This window comes from Planococcus notacanthi, assembly GCF_030407825.1.
Taxonomy (GTDB): Bacteria; Bacillota; Bacilli; order Bacillales_A; family Planococcaceae; genus Planococcus; species Planococcus notacanthi.
Genome location: NZ_JASDCQ010000004.1, coordinates 231,394 through 252,673 on the forward strand (window position 1 = coordinate 231,394; position 21,280 = coordinate 252,673).

Annotated in this window: 18 protein-coding genes; 6 read left to right on the top strand and 12 right to left on the bottom strand. The window is 46.8% G+C overall.

Going from position 1 to position 21,280, the window contains the following annotated elements; all coding sequences use genetic code 11:
- Positions 1 to 249: 249 nt before the first annotated feature.
- The 4 genes from QMA01_RS14500 to QMA01_RS14515 form a co-directional block, all read right to left on the bottom strand.
- On the bottom strand, positions 250 to 1,044 hold the full coding sequence (locus QMA01_RS14500) for a COX15/CtaA family protein (protein ID WP_290215317.1): 795 nt from the start codon (positions 1,042 to 1,044) through the stop codon (positions 250 to 252).
- A 290-nt stretch (positions 1,045 to 1,334) separates the two neighbouring features.
- The gene (locus tag QMA01_RS14505; protein WP_290215318.1) at positions 1,335 to 1,505 is read right to left on the bottom strand and encodes a hypothetical protein; all 171 of its coding nucleotides are present in this window, start codon (positions 1,503 to 1,505) and stop codon (positions 1,335 to 1,337) included.
- Complete coding sequence (locus QMA01_RS14510; protein WP_422766035.1) at positions 1,505 to 1,807, bottom strand: hypothetical protein; 303 nt, start codon at positions 1,805 to 1,807, stop codon at positions 1,505 to 1,507. Before QMA01_RS14510 ends, QMA01_RS14505 begins: the two co-directional genes overlap by 1 nt.
- Before the next feature lie 326 nt (positions 1,808 to 2,133).
- Complete coding sequence (locus QMA01_RS14515) at positions 2,134 to 2,868, bottom strand: SDR family NAD(P)-dependent oxidoreductase (RefSeq protein ID WP_290215320.1); 735 nt, start codon at positions 2,866 to 2,868, stop codon at positions 2,134 to 2,136.
- Between the two features lie 312 nt (positions 2,869 to 3,180).
- Here QMA01_RS14515 and QMA01_RS14520 point away from each other — a divergent pair, with 312 nt between their 5' ends.
- Positions 3,181 to 4,575 (top strand): purine-cytosine permease family protein, encoded by a 1,395-nt coding sequence (locus QMA01_RS14520; RefSeq protein WP_290215321.1) that lies wholly within the window; start codon positions 3,181 to 3,183, stop codon positions 4,573 to 4,575.
- Positions 4,576 to 4,789: 214 nt separating this feature from the next.
- Here the strand turns inward: QMA01_RS14520 and QMA01_RS14525 are convergent, their stop codons facing one another.
- The 5 genes from QMA01_RS14525 to QMA01_RS14545 all read right to left on the bottom strand — a co-directional run bounded on the left by QMA01_RS14525 (position 4,790) and on the right by QMA01_RS14545 (position 10,660).
- A complete protein-coding gene (locus QMA01_RS14525) occupies positions 4,790 to 5,458 on the bottom strand; it encodes a type 1 glutamine amidotransferase domain-containing protein (protein ID WP_290215322.1) in 669 nt (222 codons plus the stop codon).
- A gap of 110 nt (positions 5,459 to 5,568) precedes the next feature.
- Complete coding sequence (locus tag QMA01_RS14530) at positions 5,569 to 7,839, bottom strand: ATP-binding cassette domain-containing protein (protein ID WP_290215323.1); 2,271 nt, start codon at positions 7,837 to 7,839, stop codon at positions 5,569 to 5,571.
- A gap of 193 nt (positions 7,840 to 8,032) precedes the next feature.
- Entirely contained in the window at positions 8,033 to 8,743 is a 711-nt protein-coding gene (locus tag QMA01_RS14535; RefSeq protein WP_290215324.1) for an ABC transporter permease, read from the bottom strand.
- Entirely contained in the window at positions 8,740 to 9,585 is an 846-nt protein-coding gene (locus QMA01_RS14540) for an ABC transporter ATP-binding protein (RefSeq protein WP_290215325.1), read from the bottom strand. Before QMA01_RS14540 ends, QMA01_RS14535 begins: the two co-directional genes overlap by 4 nt.
- A 139-nt stretch (positions 9,586 to 9,724) precedes the next feature.
- Positions 9,725 to 10,660: a LytTR family transcriptional regulator DNA-binding domain-containing protein gene (locus tag QMA01_RS14545; protein ID WP_290215326.1), complete on the bottom strand. Its 936-nt coding sequence runs from the start codon at positions 10,658 to 10,660 to the stop codon at positions 9,725 to 9,727.
- Positions 10,661 to 11,532: 872 nt separating this feature from the next.
- Between QMA01_RS14545 and QMA01_RS14550 the strand changes: the two genes are divergently transcribed.
- Positions 11,533 to 12,414, top strand: a complete 882-nt coding sequence (locus QMA01_RS14550) for a DNA/RNA non-specific endonuclease (RefSeq protein WP_422766036.1) — start codon at positions 11,533 to 11,535, stop codon at positions 12,412 to 12,414.
- Positions 12,415 to 12,553: 139 nt separating this feature from the next.
- On the top strand, positions 12,554 to 13,195 hold the full coding sequence (locus QMA01_RS14555) for a peptidoglycan-binding domain-containing protein (RefSeq protein WP_290215327.1): 642 nt from the start codon (positions 12,554 to 12,556) through the stop codon (positions 13,193 to 13,195).
- A gap of 159 nt (positions 13,196 to 13,354) precedes the next feature.
- On the opposite strand, the gene glpK is transcribed toward QMA01_RS14555, so the two are convergent.
- The 3 genes from glpK to QMA01_RS14570 form a co-directional block, all read right to left on the bottom strand.
- Positions 13,355 to 14,878: a glycerol kinase GlpK gene (glpK, locus tag QMA01_RS14560; protein ID WP_290215328.1), complete on the bottom strand. Its 1,524-nt coding sequence runs from the start codon at positions 14,876 to 14,878 to the stop codon at positions 13,355 to 13,357.
- A 22-nt stretch (positions 14,879 to 14,900) separates the two neighbouring features.
- Positions 14,901 to 15,761 (bottom strand): MIP/aquaporin family protein, encoded by an 861-nt coding sequence (locus tag QMA01_RS14565; RefSeq protein WP_290215329.1) that lies wholly within the window; start codon positions 15,759 to 15,761, stop codon positions 14,901 to 14,903.
- Between the two features lie 555 nt (positions 15,762 to 16,316).
- A complete protein-coding gene (locus tag QMA01_RS14570) occupies positions 16,317 to 17,159 on the bottom strand; it encodes an aldo/keto reductase (RefSeq protein WP_290215330.1) in 843 nt (280 codons plus the stop codon).
- Positions 17,160 to 17,363: 204 nt separating this feature from the next.
- Between QMA01_RS14570 and QMA01_RS14575 the strand changes: the two genes are divergently transcribed.
- The 3 genes from QMA01_RS14575 to QMA01_RS14585 all read left to right on the top strand — a co-directional run bounded on the left by QMA01_RS14575 (position 17,364) and on the right by QMA01_RS14585 (position 21,199).
- The gene (locus QMA01_RS14575; RefSeq protein WP_290215331.1) at positions 17,364 to 18,827 is read left to right on the top strand and encodes an amidase family protein; all 1,464 of its coding nucleotides are present in this window, start codon (positions 17,364 to 17,366) and stop codon (positions 18,825 to 18,827) included.
- A 158-nt stretch (positions 18,828 to 18,985) separates the two neighbouring features.
- Complete coding sequence (locus QMA01_RS14580; protein WP_290185512.1) at positions 18,986 to 20,029, top strand: aromatic acid exporter family protein; 1,044 nt, start codon at positions 18,986 to 18,988, stop codon at positions 20,027 to 20,029.
- A 177-nt stretch (positions 20,030 to 20,206) separates the two neighbouring features.
- A complete protein-coding gene (locus QMA01_RS14585) occupies positions 20,207 to 21,199 on the top strand; it encodes an MsnO8 family LLM class oxidoreductase (RefSeq protein ID WP_290215332.1) in 993 nt (330 codons plus the stop codon).
- Positions 21,200 to 21,280 lie beyond the last annotated feature (81 nt).

The following is a 21,280-nucleotide window of genomic DNA, read 5'->3' on the forward strand; positions in this document are numbered from 1 at the left end:
TTTCTTTTAAGCTTTTTGAAGCCAGCTATAGTTAAACATCAAGTTTTTTAAAGAGCTTTCCAGTTTCCTGAAAAGCTCTTTTTGCTTACCTATTTACTTTTAGTATTCCCTGCATATTCTTTATGTGCTGTTCTATAGTAATTACATCTCAATATCACTAAGTTTATCAGATTTCGGAGAAACGTGGTTGTATGTATTGCATAGGCGTACTGGTTTTTCTCTTTCTCAATTAAGCATAAAAAGAATTAATTAATCTCGATCGCGGTATCTGTACAACGATTCGTAGGATTGGACTCGACGATCCGTTTCAAAGGAAGAGCGGCTCCAGATGCTCGCTTCATCAAATGATTCCTCCGTCTCGACCAACTTTAATTCGCCTGCTTCCAGCGTCATGATATCCGACTCGATTACCTTCAGTTCTGTTTGTTCGGAATCCAGCGCTCGAATACGCACTTGGACTTCTTTTTGTATATCCAAGTTGTTTTTAAGGAAAAATGTGTTTTGGTACGGTTGGGAATGGCAATTTGATGTATTCGTCCGCATGCATTTTCTTTCAGAGCTCATAAACAACACTATAATTTCCTCGTCGCCTTGTTGCTGTTCGGACAGTGCCAGAGCATTTTCGATTTTGTTGATATACGATGTCTTCTCCCCTAATGGGTAAACCCACATGGTGAAAAACAGGATAATCGCGCAGAATACCGCAGCGAGACGCCATACGACCTCAGGGTTATGGAATGATTTAGGTGCACCTTTGAACAGACGGTTGGCGATCAGATTGACGACGACAATCACCAGCAGAAATGCGGCACAGACAACAAGTGCAACTTTGCTTTCAAAGCCATTCTGAAAAAAAGAAAGCTGGTATGCATCGGAGAAATAATAATTTAAACCGACGCTGATAAGGACCACTGCAATAAGAGCGATCAAGGATATTTTCCAATGTGTTTTATTCCTTTTTCCGCTTTTTAAACCCATGCTGGTCCAGAAAAACCAGATGAATGGAAGAATAAAGAGGAAGATGACAAGTGCTATGGTGCCCATTCAATCATGCCTTTCGAAAAGAGTAAGTGAGAAACGTTAAAAAGCCAGTGGATCAAGAGAAGCCGGTTAAAGGCGCGTATTTGCTTTTGCGTTATCGCTTTAATTATACGCAAGCCATGCTAAAAAGATTCAACTATTTAATAGGGGACTGTACGAGAGATTTTTTCTGCTAGTGATTTTTCTATATTCTTGCCTTATTAAAAAACCGTATCCCGAAACCTTTATGGCTCCCTGATACGGTTTTCTTTGCATGCAATTGAATTGAATTAGGTTAGTAACAAGAAAGTAATTTAATGCGTTTGTTTCTTCTTTTTGGTTGAAACAGCGTAAACGCCTAAAAAGATAACCAACAATGCTGGAATGATTGCAGCCATGAAATTACCTCCTGTTTTTATTAGACTTGTTGATTCTAATACGTAGGTAGAATTTAAAAGTTTCATCAGCTCACCAAGAGCACCCATTATGAATGGCTCTCTTCTTTACTGTAAAATTCGTAAGCAAAGTAGCCGACCAGCATGCCGATTCCTGTTCCTAATACAATGGCGTTGCCCAATGAAATGCTGAAAACGATACCGACAACTACACCGACTCCGCTTCCGAAGATCATGCCAAGCGGAATCAAACTGTCCAACAACGTTTGAGCTTCTGTTGTTTCTTTCCTACCGAGCGTGCCTCGCTTTTGTTTGGCTTTAAGCCGGGTAATGATAAATAGGGCAATCGCCCCTACAAACGCAATAGGCAAAACAATGAGAATGATGTCCATCAACGGCTCCATTTGAAGAACTCCCTTCCGAAGCGTGTGAACTCTAGCGTAACAAACCAGAGATAAATATCAACTCCCTCTTCTATATGGTGTTAACCATTATAAACTGATTTCTAAAAAACGAGTGGCTTCCTATACTTTTCAACATTTTATCGTTGGGAACAAACTGAAACGAAAAAACAATCATTTATGAATAGGGACTTGCATTCTAGCAATTGGACCCATGGCAGGCATACCCAAAAAGGAGACAGCCCCCATATGTGGCCGTCTCCTCTTCTTATAGAATTCTATTTTTCTGGAGGTTCTTTCAGAAAGCATTACAGAAATTATTGTGCAGTATACCCGCCATCAACCGTCAGCGTGTTGCCTGTCATGAATGAAGAATCATCCGAAGCCATAAACAAAACGGCTTTTGCCATTTCTTCCGATTTCCCAAGACGCTGCATCGGTGTCATGGATCTCAACTGCTCTTTGCTTTCTTCCGGAATGATTGGTGTATCGATGAAGCCCGGTGCCAGTGAGTTCACACGGATGTTTCTGGTCGCATATTCAAGTGCGAGCGAACGCGTCAAGTTCAGTACGCCGCCTTTCGCTGCGTTATATGCTGCAGATCCCGGCGAACCGACCCAACCGTACATCGAAGCGGTATTGACGATGGTACCGCCACCTGTTTTCAGCATTTCACGGATCCCTTCACGAGCTACAAGGAAAACACCGTCCAAATCGACATTGACTGTATTGCGCCATTCACTGTATTCCAGGTCTTCCGTCGGTTGTACACGGCCGATGCCTGCGTTATTGAACAACACATCCACACGGCCGTATTTCGCGATCGTTTCTTTAAAGATGTTTTTGACTTGCTCTTCATCTGTAATATTCGCTTCAACAAACAGCACGTCTGCATTTTTTGCTTTCAGTTCCGCTTCAAAGGCTTTACCTTTTTCAGCATTCATATCGACCAATACCACTTTCGCGCCTTCCTCGATGAAAAGCTCCGCTGTCTTCGCCCCAATACCGGAAACGCCACCTGTAATAACTGCTACTTTGTCTTGTAATTTCAAGTTGATCTCCCTTTCTTTTTATCTCGAATTAAAATATCTTTATATCAAGATAATTACTATACCCTAACTATACGACGAACTCGAGAGTTCGTCAAAGGAACTGTTTGATGAACTGAATAGCGACAAACAAATAGTTGTTCGAGGAAGTCTCTCTACTTACCACAGTTTTTTGGTGTTCCCTATGCTTTCTGAAATTCTTAGAATGTCAAAAGTGAATTAAGTGAAAATATGCCTAAATTATGGGATGGACGGGTACAAAAGAATAAGGATAAAACAGTAATGCTGAAACTCATATAGGAAGAAGGAGATGACATGAAAACAGATACGGATGCAAACCATGTACAAGAAGAAAAACCGGTAGATTACTCTTTGGACAAAGTTCCTCGGGAGGAACGGAAAATGGGCTGGCTGAGCATCACAAATATCACCTTCGGCATCGCGACGGCCATTTTCTATTTTCAGATGGGCAGTGTCATGGCGCTTCAGTTCGGAGCGGTGAATGCGCTCATCTCTGCGGGCTATGCGATTATTGCAGCGGGGATTGTCGGCTCCATCATCGTCTACCTGTCGGCCAAGTCGGGCATGAATGTCAATTTGCTTTCCCGCGGAGGATTCGGTTATGTCGGAGCTTCCCTCACTTCTTTGATTTACGCATCAAACTTCATTATGTACTGCGCCTTTGAAGGAATGATCCTGGTCTCTGCAATTCATGCCTATTTCCCGGAATTCCCCCAATGGATTCTGATCATCATTTTCGGATCCTTGGTCATTCCCCTCAACTGGTTCGGCATCAAACAATTGAATAAGCTCCAAAAATGGTCGCTGCCCATTTTCGCTTTTTTCCTGATTGCGGCAATAGTCGTCGCCTACAATCGACCGTCCGTATACGCCGACAGTTTCTGGACCTATATGCCAGAAGGCGCCCAAATCGGTGGCACAGCTCTTTTATTATGTATCGGGATGCAGCACGGAATCATGGGGCTGACGTCGTTGATTGCTTCCGATTATGCGCGTTTTTTGAAGCCGAAAGACTTAAAAGTCGGCTCCATCGCGATTGGCTTTATTCCGCAGATTTTCTGTTTCGGCGTCATGGGAGGACTCGGCATCTGGTTCGGCGTTCGTCTGGGCGAATCAAACCCGGGTGTCTACATCGTCATCCTGCTTGGACTTGGCGGTGTGCTGTTTACAACATTAACGCAGGTGCGCATCAACATCACAAATATTTACAGCAGCTCGCTTTCCCTGTCCAGTTTTTTTGAAAACATGTTCCGATTTACACCCGGCAGACGATTCTGGGTAGTCGTAGCAGCTGTTGCGGCAATGGCACTCATGCTCGGCGGCATCATTGACCATCTTCAAACGGCCATGACATTCCAAGGGGTGGCGCTAATGACTTGGGCATCCATCCTGGTGACGGACGCTTTGGTCGTCAAGAAATTATTGAAGATCGGTCCAGGTTATTACGAAGCGAGACAAGAAAACCTCTTCAAATGGAATCCCGTCGGCGTTGTCTCCCTGCTGGTTCCAACGATTCTCGGTACCATTGCCTCACTCGGGTATTTCGGTCTTTTCCTCCAAAGCACTGCGGCTTTCTTAGCGGCGCTGTTAGCTGCCGCCATGACAGTGGCACTCGCGCTGTTTACCAAAGGCGCTTACTATCAGAAAGAGGAAGCAACAGATGTCCGGAAAGAAGATTATATTGCATGAGGAAATCTTCAAGAGTTTCTACTACTGGCTCCCTTCTATCGATTTCAACTTAAGCTTAAAACTGAAAATCCGTGAAGCAAAAGAAGAGTTTTACTTCACGGATTTTACCATTGGAAAAGAATGCTCTCCCCACAAAAAATGCCGAACTTCGCGCTGTTTCTGCGCAAAGTTCGGCATTTCTGGTGTTGATGAGAAGTTCCATCACCCGGATTTCCTATTTAGTTCTTTTATCGAAAGCTTTCACCAATTCCTCAGCCAGTGCTTCAGAAGAAAACGGGTCACGGCCGGTCACCAATTGATCATTGCCCCAGACCACTTTTTGCTCAGCGGAATAGTTAGCCACTTTGCTCATTTCACCTTCCAAGCTGAATGGCAGGATTGCCGGAAGGCCTTCCGGTTCAACCGCTTCCGGATACCCGGTTACGTCCAAGCCGAAAATAATGCTCTTGCCATCGGGACGTGTTGTCCAAAGCAATGGAGCGGGTCCGTGGCAAACCGCTGACACAATGTTTCCGTTGTCGTAAACGGCATTGATGATTTTATGCAAGGTTTCATCTTTAGCCAGGTCATACATCGCTCCATGGCCTCCGACGATAAATATTGCGTCGTATTCTTCCGGATTGATTTCCGAAAGTTTTTTTGTGTCATCTGCTAATCCCGATTCATACATTTTTTTGTATTTGCCGTCTGGATCATAATCTTCACTGATGCTCGCTTGGTCAAGTGTCGGTTTCCCACCTTTTGGTGAAGCCAGGTCGACTTGATGTCCTGCGTTCTGAAATACTTCCATCGGCGCAAATAATTCTTCGGCCCACCAGCCGGTTTCGTAATTATTTTCTGTATCCGTATGTCCACTTGATAGAACTGCTAACACTTTAGCCATTTTTAATTTCCTCCTCAAGTTTATAAATCATCCTAATACTAGGCTTTCCCGAATGTTTTTCGCTTCAAACAAACTGACAATTCCTGCATTTTTCTCAGCTAGTGAAAAAACTACTCTCCCATACCTTCTCTCAGCCACTTCGCCGTCACAGTTTCAGCCTTGAGCATGTCTCCCGGTGTTCCTTCAAACAGGACTTCTCCGCCATTTTTCCCTCCGCCTGGTCCCATTTCGATAACCCAGTCGCTTGCTGCAATCAAGTTTAAATTGTGTTCGATGAGGATCACGGAATTCCCCTTATTGACGAGCCTTTGGAAAACGTCCAATAGTTTTTCATTGTCTTTAGTGTGCAAGCCTAAAGATGGTTCATCCAACAGATAGATTTGTCCTTCTTTTTTAAGGTGACTGGCCAGTTTAAGACGCTGAACTTCTCCGCCGCTCAACGAACTTGTAGTCTGCCCTAACGTCAGGTATTCGAGCCCGACATCTTTTAATGTATCCACTTTCTTGGTGATTTTCGGCATATCTAAATACTGATTGGTTTCATCGATTGTCAGTTCCAGAATTTCCACAATGTTTTTTCCCTTGTAACGATAAGACAGGGCTTCTTCCGAATACCGCGTCCCTCTGCATGCTTCACATGTAACGGTAACGGGATCTGCAAAAGCCACGTCCGGTGTGGTGACGCCTTTGCCTTCGCAGACAGGGCAAGCCCCCGCTGAATTAAAGCTGAACAATCCCACCGGCTGTCCTGTTTCTTTTGACAGAATCGATCGAATGTCATCCATAATGCCCATGTAGGTCGCGAGTGTCGAACGGCTGGATGTCCCGATGCTGCCTTGGCCAACCGAGATGGTTTCCGGATAGTTCTCTGTAAAGGCATCAAACAGCAACGAACTCTTGCCGGAACCTGAAACCCCGCAGACCGAGACCAGGACATTCTTTGGAATTTCCACGCTTACATCTTTTAAGTTGTTGGCTGAAGCATTCTTTATAGAGAAGCTGTTTTCTGATTTTCTCGGATTTTGATTGAGTGTCAGTGTGTGATCTAAATCAGTGATGGCTGAAGCTTTTTTCAAGCCTTCCAGTTCGCCTTGGTACACCACATCCCCGCCGCTCACTCCCGCACCGGCGCCCATTTCGATGATTTCATCTGCAGTTTTGATGACGGCTAAATTGTGCTCGATGACCACTACGGTATTGTAGTTGTCCCGTAAACTTTTCAGCATCTTCGTCAGCATTTCGATTTCTTCCGGATGAAGCCCTGCACTGGGTTCATCGAAAATATAAGTGATGTTATTTAAACTGCTTCCTAAATGGCGGGCAATTTTCACGCGCTGTGCCTCTCCACCGGAAAGTGTGCCCATTTTTCGTTTCAGACTCAAATAACCCAAGCCCAAGTCCACCAATTGTCTGACGTTAGGCAATACTTGCTGGGCAATTGATTTTCCGACGGGATCTTGGATTTTCGCCAGTTCCTCCAGCAAATCCGTCAGTTCCAAATGGTCATAATGAGCGATATTCAACCCGTTGATTTTGCATTCCAGCACTTTTGGATTCAGTCCCGAACCTTCGCACGTTGGACACGCTGTGTGCGTGGTCATTGCCAAGACATCTTCCTGAGACGTTATTTTCAATTTCGTGAGGTCCCGGTTAATGTACAGGCGAACAAACCGGGGAAGTATGCCGTCCCATTCGATGTCCCTATTGCCTACTTTGTAATAATAAGTGCTGAATGCCCGCTCGCCTTCCGGCGGTCCGTAGACTAAAAGATTGTATTTTTCTTGCGAGAAATCTTTGATGGGGAGATCAGGATCGAACAATCCGCCGTCCACCATCCATCTGCCTTGCCAGCCGGGCGGCGCCAACGGCTTGAATCTCACTGCGGAATCCCTGAGCGACTTCGTGTGATCGATGAGTTTGGTGATATCCGGCGCGACAATTTCTCCGTACCCGCTGCATTCCGGGCATTTCCCAAAAGAACTGTCACTGGAAAACTCAGTGGCTGAACCGATCGATGGGCTGCCGATCCGTGAAAACAACAGCCGGATCAACGGATCGATGTCCATATACGTGCCGACAGTTGAGCGTGAATTGCCTCTCACCGGTTTTTGTTCCACGACAACGACCGGGCTCAAATGCTGCATCAAATCGGCATGCGGCCTTTCGTACCTTGGCATCTGGTGTCTGACATACAACGGGTAGTTCAAAGTCATTTGCCTTCTGCTTTCTGTCGCCAAAGTATCAAAGACAACCGAACTTTTCCCTGAACCCGACAAGCCGGTAAAGACATTTATTTTTTCTTTCGGGATATTTAAATCAATATTCTTCAAGTTATTTTCCTGAAGTCCTCTTAAAATGATCTCGTCTCTTTTATCTGTCATGTTGATATTCTCCTTTATTAATCAAATCCAGGAATTACCCTACTACTAAAAGCTTTCCCTATTTTGGATGGATTCACACAACTGTCTTTCTGATTATGAGGAAGGCGAATATAAAAAACACACCCGCAACAAGAAGGTTGCGGGTGTGAGACTATAACAGAAAAAACCTCAGATAGTGGCTTTCTTCATTTCTTTAACGATCCATCAAACGTTTTTTATACAGGACAAACGAAATCACTGTCAACACAATTGCCCAGATGGAAATAATAACCAAAGGCATAACCAGTTCATTGGTCGCCGCCCCGATTTCCAAAGCAGCCACCAATTCACTCAATTGGCTGCTCGGTAAATAGCGCAGGACTTTCACAAACGGGTAATCTTCTTCAAATACCAAAGCGAATGGCCCCATGGTAAAGATGATCAATACCGGGAAAATCGAAAGGGACGCTTCAATCAAAGTTTTTGAATACAAACCACAAATGGTCCCGACTGCCGTATAAAGCAGAATGGAAATGCCGATCGCCGCCACTAGCACCATCATATTCGAAGTATCGTAACCGAAAATGTATGTCGACAGCGCCAGCACTGCCGCAGAAATGATGAATACAAGTGCGCTTTTCCCAATCAGCACGTCCAGCATAGAAGCCGGTGTCATCATCAGCGAACGCAGCGTGTTGCGTTCTTTCTCCTCAGCAATCAAACAAGCCTGGACAAAACTGGTGAGCATAGCCAACGAAAAGTTTATGACAAACGCGTACATAGTGGCTTGTTCAGCACCGTCTGAACGGTACATAAAGGCAAAAAGCAAGGGGAATAAGATCATGACTGAAATTGCATAGTTTCTGGAAAACTCTTTATAATCTTTGACTATTATGGCTTGGATCCGTTTCAATGACACGTTCATACCAATTCACTCCCTGTCAGTTTAATGAAAATATCGCCTAAACTTAGCTCATTTGTGTAGATGCGATCAATTTGGCCTTGGCTCATCCAGTTGGCAACCTGGGTTGCCGAATTTTCGTTCATCGGCAGCCGCTCGCTCTGGCCAGATGTCAATTCCACTGTCAGCGTGCCGTCGCGGTGGGTCTTTTTAAGTTCAGCGGGCGCACCGATTGCGCGGATTTCACCTTTGTGCAAAATCGCTACCCGTTCACACAGCGTTTCCGCTTCGGTCATGTCATGTGTCGTCAAAAAGATAGTTGTGCCGTTTTCATTCAAATAGCGCAACCCTTTATGGATATGTGCTGTATTCACCGGATCCAGCGCAGACGTCGGTTCATCCAGGAACAGCATTTCCGGTTCGTGGATGATGGCACAGGCCAAGGTGACGCGTTGGCGCATCCCTTTTGACAGGACACTGATCCGCTTCTTGCGGTCGGCAGTCAAATTGACGAAATTGAGTACTTTATCAATGGATGATTTCGGCAAGTCGTACAAGCCGCGAAACAGTTCCAGGTTTTCCTCAATCGTTAGCCGTTCATATAATCCACTGTTATCGGTCAAAATGCCGAAGCGTCTTTTTTGATCGGTTTTTTGCATCAGTTTGGCTGGCTTATCCAGCACGGTTGCACTTCCACTTGTCGGATCCAGTTGTGCAGTCAAAATTTTCAGCAGGGTCGTTTTGCCGGAACCACTCGGCCCCAGGAAACCAAAAATCTCTCCTTTCGGAATATCAAATGAGACATCTTTTAATGCCGGTTTGCCAGCGAATGATTTTTGAATGTTTTGGACGGAAATTGTGTTCATGTGTCCCACTCCCTTTCGTTGATAGCATAAGCATATAAAGAAAAAGAGAAGAACACCTCCAAATCAGGCTAAAATGTACCCTATTCCGGCTGAACTGTACCCCGAAAGCGCCGGTTTGACCAATTATTTCCTGGGAAATTTAAATGTTCAGAAGCTTTTTCAACTCCACTAATTTAGTCCGTGACAGCGGCACGACCGAATCCTGGCCAGTTGTCAGGCGCAGGCTATAGCTATTTTTCGTCCAAGTGATCAATTCCCGCACTTTTTGCAGATTGACGATATACGACCGGTGGCAACGGAAAAAGCCGTAATGTTGAAGACGCTCTTCCAACTCGGCCAAAGTCAGTGCACAACTATAGGTTTCGCCTCCGACATGTACCACGGCCATACTGTTGATGCTTTCAATGTAATCAATTTCCGGAGGATTGAACAAAATAACTTTGTCGTTCTTTTTTGTCGGGATCTTTTGAACCTTAAATTCCGCTTCCTCAATCTCTTCCTGCACTGGCGGCTCACTGTCTGAATCGGCAAAATCCAGCTGATGCAGTCCGGCGTTATCTAAACGGAAAATTTCATCGCAGCTGATGAGCGCATCTTCCAGATTGGACGTGAGGATAATGCTTCGTTTTTCTGCTGAAAGCTCCTGCAGCAATCGCGCAAACACAAGCCTCTCCTGTTCTTCCAACTGGAAATACGGTTCTTCTAATACAATTGTTTGCTGGTGTGCGTAATAAATGCGAAGCAGTGACAAATAGATTTGTTTCGACGAAGGTAAATGGTTAATTTTCATCTTCCTCAGATCCTCTAGCTGAAACAGGCGTAGCATCGTGCCAACTGGTTTGTCATGTCCACTGATATTTTTCATAAAACGCAGCAACTCTTCCACCGTAAGGCGCTTGTACTCGCCCTGCTCAACAAGCGACACGTACGTATCCGGCTGCTCGGCCAATTCAGCCAGCAGGATTTTCTTGCGCTGGACATTCGTCTGAATGCCAATGACCTTCTGCTTTTGAAGCCCGACTTCTATGGATGGAATTATTTTTTGACCATTTACAACCACTGCTTGAATTTTCATAGCTGCCTCCCGCATGTAAAAAAGATAAAGATTCTACCATTTATTGTATCGCTAAATAGGCCGAGTAGAACAGTCCATTTTAAGTCAAAACATGCACCCAGTTTAATTAAAAAACTGGGTGCATGTTTGAATGTTTCAGTATTCATGACTTCTTCTCTAATTCATTCCATATATAGACTCCATCAATCCAAAATCTCCACACAATCCCTTCTATCAGTAATTACAAACCGACGTCACCTACTTCTCCTAAGCTAAAACTATTTAGTTACGTTAGTGTAATTTGTCTGTCGCCATAATTTAAAAATACAGAAACCCGCCCAGAGCTTCAGATTTTATTAAAGCGAATGCATGAATAAATCCTTGAAACTAAATATTTCCATACAAAAAATTACCACACCCTAGTATTTACCTTCTAAATCGTGTTATATTCACCTTTGGAAAATAGCAATATAGATCTAGAATGAGAAAAATCAGGGGGGACATATTAAATGGATGTGGTATTTGTTTTATTGATATTGGTTGCCTTATTGGCTTTCGCTGCGAGTATTGTTTTGCTGCTCGTCAGTGCTTTGTTCAAAAAAGGGTTAACTGTTAAGCAGGCTGGTCTTGCGGCTGCTCTTTCATTCGCAGTAATAATTGGTTCTGGCGTTGGAGTCGCCTTTACAGCAGACGAAGTCGATACGGCGGCTGGCGTCGAAAGTGAACAAATGGAAGCACAGAAAGAAAAAGAAGCTGAAGAACAACGCATTGCCCTGGAAGAAGCCGAGATCCAGGCTGCAGAAGAAAAGGAAGAAGCACGCCTGGCAGCTGAAAAAGAAGCCGAAGAAAAAGCGGCAGCTGAGGAGCTGGCGAAAGAGAAAGAAGCGCAGGAACTGGCAGCGAAGAAAGAAGCTGAAGAAAAAGCAGCGGCCGAGAAACTTGTGAAAGAGAAAGAAGCACAGGAACTGGCAGCGAAAAAGAAAAAAGCTGAAGAAGAAGCCCAGCAAAAAAATGAACGGTTCGCAGGATACGAGCTGATCGAAGTGGATGGCGGTGATGTGTCTGGGTACCGTGAAGCCAACATTGTCGTTGACATTGGATATGGAGACCGTGAATATTGGGCCTTTACCAATGAACACGGGCAACTGGAGCGTGTCGTTGCTGCGGAAATCATTGTACAGGATGACAGCAGCGAACCGGTCTTATCATCCGGCAGGTATTATTCGGATGAGGCAAAGGTTCCTGGCGTCGAAAGCGACATCTTGGATGAAGGGCATGTCATTGCTGATTCTCTTGGAGGAGTGTCGAATGCCTACAATATTACCCCGCAAGAAAGTACGCTCAATCGGCACGGGGATCAAGCTTATATGGAAGACAGCATCCGTGACGCAGGCGGAGCAACGAATTTTGAAGCCATCATCACCTATCCCGATACTGAAACGCAGATCCCTTCAAGCTATCAATACAGCTATACGATCAAAGGGAACCAAGTCGTCGATGCATTTGACAACGCGAACCCGGATGAAATAAACGCCTCTCTCGGTTTAACAGACAGTGAGCCTGATGCTTCATTCAGTGCAGCCACAAACAGTGAACCTGCCGAGTCAGCCCCTGCAGATACAGGCGGAGACGTATCCAGCGTTGATACAAACGGCAATGGGCAGGTGACAATCAAAGAAGCAAAAGCAGCCGGTTTCAGCATGCCCATTATGAGTGATCATTGGTTATATCCATACATGCGGGACAATGATCACGATGGAATGGTCGGAGAGTAAGTTTGCACGAGAACAATGACGAAGCAAGAATTTTCAAAGGGCATCAATAGATTTATTTCCTTAACGGGCTGAATACTGGTTTTCTTTAAAAATAAACTGGGTACACAGGAGGCAAATACAAATTCTGGAGGAATCAGCCGTGAAGAAGAAATGGATTCCAACGTTGCTGGCATTTGGGTTATTGGTTGCCTCTCCCCTCACTTTCCAACCGGCGGAAGCTACAAGCCATGCAGCTGCAGTCACCGAAGACAAACTGCCAGCCAACCTTGAGAATTTAATGGACATCACCCCGGAGCATCAGTTTATTTTGCGCAACGGAAGTGAACGCATTGAAGTGGAGCTTCTCCAATGGACGTTGGATCATTACGGACTCGAAACCGCGGTTGATGGCATCTTTGGGCCTCAAACAGAAAAAAACGTCCGCCAATACCAGGCCGATAAAGGCTTGAGAGTTGATGGCGTTGTCGGTACGAATACGTGGGCCGCACTGTACGGAGAACATGATAAACCTGCAGACCCAGAAGGAGAACTGCCCGCCGAACTCCGGAACTTAATGGATATTGCACCGGAGCATCAGTTTATCCTGCGTCAGGGAAGTGCGCGCATTGAAGTAGAACTTCTCCAATGGACATTGAATGAATATGGACTAACAACAACGGTTGATGGAATCTTTGGACCCGAAACCAATAAGAACGTCCGCCAATACCAGGCCGACAAAGGCTTGAAAGTCGACGGCATAGTCGGCACGAATACGTGGACGGCGTTATACGGGGAATATTAGAAAACCTTATTTTCGTAGCATCGCTTATATAAGTAATACGTTTAAAACTTAGGCACTGTGTGCTCCAACAAGAAATGCCCATCCGGAAAATCGGATGGGCATTTTTCATTTAACATAGCACTTTATAGGTAACGCAAAACGACGTGAATACTCTAGCCGTTACAGGACAATCGGCGCTTTCTTCGCTTCTTGTTTGAATGTTCTTGTCGCCGCTACTGCTTGTGTCCAGCCATCGTATAGATGCTCGCTTTGTTCAGTTGGCATATCGCGTGTAAAGGTCTTGTCGATTTGCCATTGCTTGGCGATCTCTTCTTTGTCTTTCCAGAAACCGACTGCGAGTCCGGCCAGGTAAGCTGCCCCCAGTGCTGTCGTTTCCTGAATGACCGGACGCTCAACCGGCACATCCAGAATGTCGCTTTGGAATTGCATCAGGAAATCATTCGACACCGCCCCGCCGTCTACACGCAAGGTTTTCAGTTCAATGCCGGCATCTTTGATCATGACATCCACAACATCTTTTGTCTGGTAGGCTAGTGATTCAAGTGTCGCACGGATAAAATGTGCTTTCGTCGTACCGCGCGTCAAGCCGAAAATGGCGCCGCGGGCATCTGTATCCCAGTAAGGAGTTCCGAGGCCGACAAACGCCGGCACCATGTAGACGCCGTCCGTCGATTCGACTGACGTGGCATACGCTTCACTTTCCGGTGCAGTGTCCAGAATCTTCAAACCGTCACGCAGCCATTGAATGGCGGAACCGGCAACGAAGATACTGCCTTCCAACGCATATTCCACTTTGCCGTCAACACCCCAAGCCAAAGTAGTCAATAGGCCGTGCTCCGAAACCACGCCTTCTTCGCCAGTATTCATCAGCATAAAGCATCCTGTGCCATACGTGTTTTTCGCCATGCCTTTCTCGAAGCAAGCTTGTCCGAACAAAGCAGCTTGCTGGTCACCGGCAATCCCGGCAATCGGCACTTCCTGTCCGAAGAAATGGTAGTCAATGGTATGCGCGTAAACTTCTGAAGACTGGCGGACTTCCGGCAGCATACTCTTCGGCACGGTCAGGATGTCCAGAAGTTCCTGATCCCATTCCAAATCGTAGATATTGTACATCAAGGTACGCGAAGCGTTGCTGTAATCGGTCACATGGGTTTTTCCGCCTGATAACTTGTAGACAAGCCAGGAATCGACGGTCCCGAACATCAAATCGCCGTTGTCCGCTTTTTCCCGCGCCCCTTCCACATTGTCCAGAATCCATTTGACTTTCGTCCCGGAGAAATAGGCATCAATCAGAAGACCGGTTTTCTTGCGGAACAATTGTTCATGTCCTTGTTCCTTCAGCTCTTTACAGATGTCACCTGTCTGGCGCGACTGCCAGACAATCGCTTTATAGATCGGCTTTCCGGTATTACGGTCCCAAACGACAGCCGTCTCGCGTTGGTTCGTAATTCCGATTCCTGCAATCTGGTCCGGGTCCACATCCGCTTTCCGCAATACACCCGCCATACAAGCTAAAACAGACGTCCAGATTTCGTTGGCATCGTGCTCTACCCAGCCTGGTTTCGGGAAGAACTGTTCAAATTCCTGTTGTGCCGTTTCGACAATTTCCCCTTTATGGTTAAACAATACCGCACGTGAACTCGTTGTTCCTTGGTCGATCGACAAAATGTAATCTTTGCTCATTCTCTATTCCTCCTCAGATGTTTTATGAACGGACTTTCGTCACTTCGGTATCTTCCACTAAAGTGTCTTCAATTTCATTGGCCACTGTATGGCCTTTCTTCAGTTCTGCGTTAGCCGCTCCGACTAATATCAAGGCCATAATTGCACTGAGTCCCCAGAAAAGCAGGTTAAAGTCTCCTGTAAACATGGCTTTGTAGAAAACGGCTCCATAGATACCGCCGAAAATCGGCCCGACTACAGGTACCCAGGCATAGCTCCAGTCTGAACTGCCTTTGTTTGGAATCGGCAGCAATGCATGCGCAATACGCGGTCCGAGGTCACGTGCCGGGTTGATGGCGTAACCCGTCGTGCCGCCGAGCGACATCCCGATCGCAATAATCAATGCGCCGACAATCAGCGGATTCAAGCCTTCCGTGAATTCATTGGCACCGATGAACAATAAGCCCATCACGAGAACGGCAGTCCCGATGATTTCACTGACCAAATTCGAGAACGGACTGCGCACAGCAGGACTCGTGGCGAATACGCCCAATTTTGCTCCTTGGTCTTCTGTCCGTTTCCAATGCGGCAAGTAATTCAAAAAGACGATTGTTGCCCCGATGATCGCCCCCAAAAGCTGTGCTGCTATGTAAACCGGCACTTTCGCCCATGGGAAATCCCCTACTGCTGCAAACCCAAGCGTCACCGCTGGATTTAAATGGGCTCCCGAAATACCGCCGACTGCATAAACACCCATCGTTACTGCCAATCCCCAAGCAATCGTAATGACGATCCAGCCACCATTCTCAGCTTTGGAATCTTTCAATACCACGCCAGCGACTACACCCGCACCAAAAATAATCAGGATCATGGTACCGATCACTTCTGCTAAAAACTCCGACATCAATTATCACTCCTTTTTCCTGTTTTAAAGCAAAAACCGTTTGAAAGGCCATAAAAAAATTCGCACTCAATGAAAGCTCTCCTTGTCAGAAGTTCTCATTGATGTGCGAATCTCTCGGTCTCCAACACAATCTTTAACTTGTTACCTATAAGTTATACGTAAAAGAAAGCGCTGTCAATACCATATTTAGAATTTTCAGTAAAAAAATCAATTGCTGTATATCGAACTAATTATCCCCCACTGCCGATATTCAGCAAAACAGTTCCGCTTCCAGGCCCGCCGGATGCGGGGCATGCAGCTGGCGCAACAGGACGTCGCGGTGCCAGCTGCCAGGGCTCGCGCCGAGCTAACTCGGGCTCAGGCCCGAGTGGATCTCGATACTTCGCTTGGTCCCCCAAGCGTCTGCACTGTTTTGCTCCATATCTCTGTGAAAGGTTAGCTTCTTTAGTTCAGCTTATATACTTAACTGTTTTGTGCAGTGTAGTGCTACAGGACGGATTGTCTGTTCGCCTAAGATTTTCATTACCCAAGATAGGTTCGGGCCAATGTCTAATTTTAAAATTCTTCATGCGTAGCCGGGTCCATACCAAACAGCCGGCCATCCGGACGGGTCAATTTGGCAATGTCAGCCATTTCGGCTTCGCTTAATGCAAAATCAAAAATGGCCAGGTTTTCCCGCTGGCGCTGAGGAGAAGTGGAGCGCGGAATCGAAACAGAACCGATCTGGTATTGCCAGCGCAGCACAACCTGCGGGACTGTTATATTGTGGATTTCGGCAATCTTGCGCACCGTGTCATTCGACAGAATGTCTGCCGCTCTGGCAATGGGGCTCCACGATTGCGTTTGAATCCCGTGTTCTGCGTGCACGCGCCGCTGTTCTTCCTGGTTAAAGAACGGATGCAATTCAACCTGATTCAAACTCGGCGTCACTCCGGTCTCTTGAATAATGCGCTCCAGGTGCTCCGGCAGGAAGTTGCTGACACCGATTGACCGGACAAGACCCCATTTCTGCGCATCAATTAAGGCTTGCCACGCTTCTACATAGAGATCTTGGTTCGGAAGCGGCCAGTGGATCACATAGAGATCGAAATAATCCAGATTGGAACGGTACAAAGATTCCTGAATCGCCACCATCGCTTTGTCGTAATGATGGTAACGGCCCGGCAGCTTGGACGTCACCCACAGTTCTTCGCGGGAAATGCCGCTTCGTTTGATGCCTTCCCCGACTGCGCCTTCGTTCTCGTAATTATAGGCGGTGTCGATCAACCGGTAACCCGCATCGATACCGCTGCTGACTGCGTTCGCCCCGACGTTGCCCCACAGTCCGTATGTACCGAGTCCCGTAACCGGCAAGGTTGTTCCATCGTTCAACGTCACTTCTGGTATCGCTTTATTCATTCACCTTCACTCCTCTCGTTTCTATTTTCAGATTACTCTTCCCTCATCGCAAACTCAAACGATTCGCCCCTTGTTGGACACACTGAAATCTCTAAGAAAAAAGAAATGGCTCTGAATAGAATTCCGGTTAAGCCAGGACTTTATTTAAAATTAAGAATTGGTGTACACTTAACTCTATTCCCATAACCAGTTAGGAGCCCAGAGATGAAGACAACCTCTTTTAAACCAATCGAAGCGACAATAGAAGAAATTCAACAGGCTTTCCAGGAAAACAAGCTGACTTCAGTCGAATTGGTGCAGGCTTACCTTGACCGCATCGAAACATTCGACCGGAACGGCCCGAAGATCAATTCCGTCTTAACTGTTAATCCAGATGCCTTGAAAATCGCTGCTGAGCTTGATGAGTTGCGCGGCCAGGATGGACAAGGGCCGCTATACGGCATTCCCGTGTTGCTGAAAGACAATATTGAAACGGCGGACCGGATGCCAACAACGGCCGGCGCCATTGCACTTGAGCACAACTTTGCCAAAGAGGATTCCTTTGTTGCCGCACAATTGCGCAATGCCGGCGCTATTATTCTCGGCAAAGTGAACATGAGCGAATGGGCTTATTTCATGTCGAAAGACGGCGTGAGCGGCTACAGTTCACTTGGCGGCCAAGTGCTGAACCCTTATGGAGTCGGCACTTTCAAAGCTGAAGACGTCGGTGGATCGAGTTCAGGGACAGGCGCTGCCATCGCCTCGAATTTTGCGGTTGTCGGTGTCGGCACTGAAACTTCCGGATCGATTTTGAGTCCGGCGAGCGCCAATTCCATCGTCGGCATCAAACCGACGGTCGGACTCATCAGCCGCTCGCGCATCATCCCGATTGCTGAAAGCCAGGATACCGCAGGACCGATGGCACGTACCGTGGCGGATGCTGCGATTCTATTAGGCGCCATGACCGGCGTCGACGAACAGGATCCGGCAACACTTGGAAGTGCTGGACGTGCATTGACCGATTACACGCCGCATTTGAAAACGGACGGTCTGAAAGGCGCCCGCATCGGCGTTGACCGTTCCTATATGAACAATGAAGAACCGGAAGAAATCGCCATTATGGATGAAGCCATCGAACAAATGAAGCTGCTTGGTGCCACTGTCGTAGAAGTGAAGATTCCCCAACAGACATTCGAATCCAACGTTTTGTGGTATGAATTCAAGCGAGGCGTCAACGACTATTTGCGTACCGTGCCGGACGAAGTGCTGGTCAAATCACTGGCCGATGTCATCGCGTTCAATAAACAAGATCCGGAGCGCCGCATGAAATTCGGCCAGGCGGAATTGGAAAAAGCACAATCCTTAAGCGGCGATCCAACTGATCCGACGTATATGGAACACCGAGAAATCGATTTGCGTTCTTCCACGACCGAAGGACTGGACCTCGTCATGAAAGAACACCAGCTGGATGCACTGCTATTCCAAAACAACCGCGGCGCCGCCAAACCGGCAAGAGCGGGCTATCCGTCCATCACCGTTCCTGTCGGCTACACCAGCAGCGGGCATCCGGTCGGCGTCACGTTCAGCGCACAAGCTTTCAGCGAACCGCGTCTAATCGAACTGGCCTACGCTTATGAACAAGCCACTCGAAAACGGCAGGCACCGGATTTCCACGATTTTATTGGTTGAGTATATGTTAATCACCTAACTAAAAAGACACATCCGCAATCGTCTTGCAGCGGATGTGTCTTCGCATTGAATTTAAATTGTCGTAGCGTCTATTTAAAAGTAGATGATATACTAAACTACAGCTAAAAAAATTACATAAAAAGGATGATGGTAAATATATGGCACGATCCTTCCAGGGCAGCCGAATTCTGAAAACAGGTATAGCCATATTTTTAACGGCTACTATTTGTCTATGGTTCGGCTGGCCGCCTGTCTTTGCGGTCATCACGGCCATTGTGACGATTGAGCCGACCGTCAGCGATTCGATCAAAAAGGGGCTCGTACGGTTCCCGGCTTCTGCAATTGGTTCCGCATTCGCCGTTCTTTTCATTACACTCTTCGGGAATTCCCCGATTACCTATACACTTGCTGCTGTTTTCACCATATTAGTTTGCTACAAACTGAAGCTGCATGCCGGCTTACTGGTTGCCACATTAACAGCGGTCGCGATGGTCGAAGTCATTCACGATCATGTCCTGATCTCGTTCTTCATTCGCTTGGGGACAACGACTGTCGGGTTGCTTGTATCCACTGCGGTAAACATGCTCATTTTTCCGCCCAACTACCGGACAGACATTCTGAAAAACATCGAGAGCATCAGCCGGCGTGCAGGAAGACTCTTGGAACACACATTTCATACAGTCCTCTTTGAAGGTGATGCGAACCTCCAAAAAGATCAGGAGCTGGTAAAACGGCTGACGACGGAAATCAGAAAGACCGAGACATTGATTCAGTACCACCGGGATGATTTCAGCATCTATCCATGGGTACGCAATCGGGAAACAGAACTCCAGATGGCAGAAAGGCAATTGCTGTTTTTGCACAACCTGGAATTCCATTTGAACGCTTTGCTTCGCATCCCGCTGTACAGCATCAAGTGGTCACCAGCCGAGCGAAATATCATTATGCGTGCCGTTGCGGAGCTGGCGGAAGACTTGCAGAATGCCAATGAATACGACCAAGAAACGCATCAGCAGCAATTAAAAATCATCACTGACTTCTTTTGGGAAGACAGCAAAGGCGTCTCAACAAGCGATGCCATGCACCCCATCCTGTTCCCGCCCGAATTCAAAATTCTTTACGAACTCATCACCATTTATGATTTAGTCGATAATTTCTTTGATCCGAATAGTGTGAAGGCCGCTCGGGAAGCGGAGAAGTAATAGAGCTGCAGAATTCTTAAGAACAGCTGTGCTTGAAACAGAAATGTTTCCGGCACAGCTGTTTTTCTATTTATTTCCGGCCTAAAAAGCGGGAAGGCAGATCGCATGATTTCAAGATGCCGGACTGCTATACTCCTCTATATGCAAACCTGCAGTTAACGAAAGGAAGTTAGATAGATGAAACTAAGTGTATTGGACCAAGCGCCTGTCACGACAGGAAACACGGCTGAAGCGGCTATGCAAAAAGCAGTGGAACTCGCGGTTCTCGCCGACAAATTAGGCTACAGCCGGATGTGGATGGCGGAGCATCACGGCTCCGGCGCATTTTCCAGCTCCGCTCCCGAAGTCACTGCCGCTTACCTAAGCGCCAAAACGGAAAAGATCCGAATCGGCACCGGCGGCGTGATGATGATGCATTATTCGCCTTTGAAACTTGCGGAGGTCTTTAAAACATTGAGTGCACTGGCGCCAGGCCGCATCGATTTCGGCGCGGGACGTGCTCCGGGCGGCGACCACAGTTCCATCTACGCCTTGTCCCAAGGACGCCGAACCATGACGGACGATATGTACGGAAAATTCGACACGGCCCTGAAACTGATCAACGACGAAACGCCGGAAGACAATATGTACAATAAAACCATCGCTTCCCCAACCCATATCCAATTACCTGAAGCCTGGCTGCTCGGTTCAAGCGGCAACAGTGCACTGGAAGCTGGCCGAATGGGTGTCGGCTATTCGTTTGCCCAATTCTTCAACGGCGGCATGACGAAAGACATTTTAGATTCCTACCGGGCAAATTTCACGGCTTCCGCTTTCATGGAAAAACCCGAAATCTCGGTATCGTATTTGGTGACAACAGCTGAAACAGCCGAAGAAGCAGAATACGAAGCATTGCCGCAGGACATTGCGCGCCTCATGCTGATGAAAGGACGCATCATGCCCCTCATGACACCTGAAGAAGCACAAAACTCGGCGCTCTCGGAAATGGACCGCATGCAGATCCAGGCAAGCCGCAAACTCCATCTAGTCGGTTCCGCCAAAGACGTAGCCGATCAATTGCAGCGGGAGCAGCTTGAATACGGTTTTGAAGAAGCCATGATCTGCAGCATTCCGCATTCCCAGGAAAAACGGTTGGATGTCTACCGTTTATTGGCGCAGGAGTTATTTTAAACGTGAATCAAATGAAAAAAGCAGTACGCGGCCGCGTACTGCTTTCTTTGTCTCACTTTCCTCTTCCAGCGCTTGAATTCC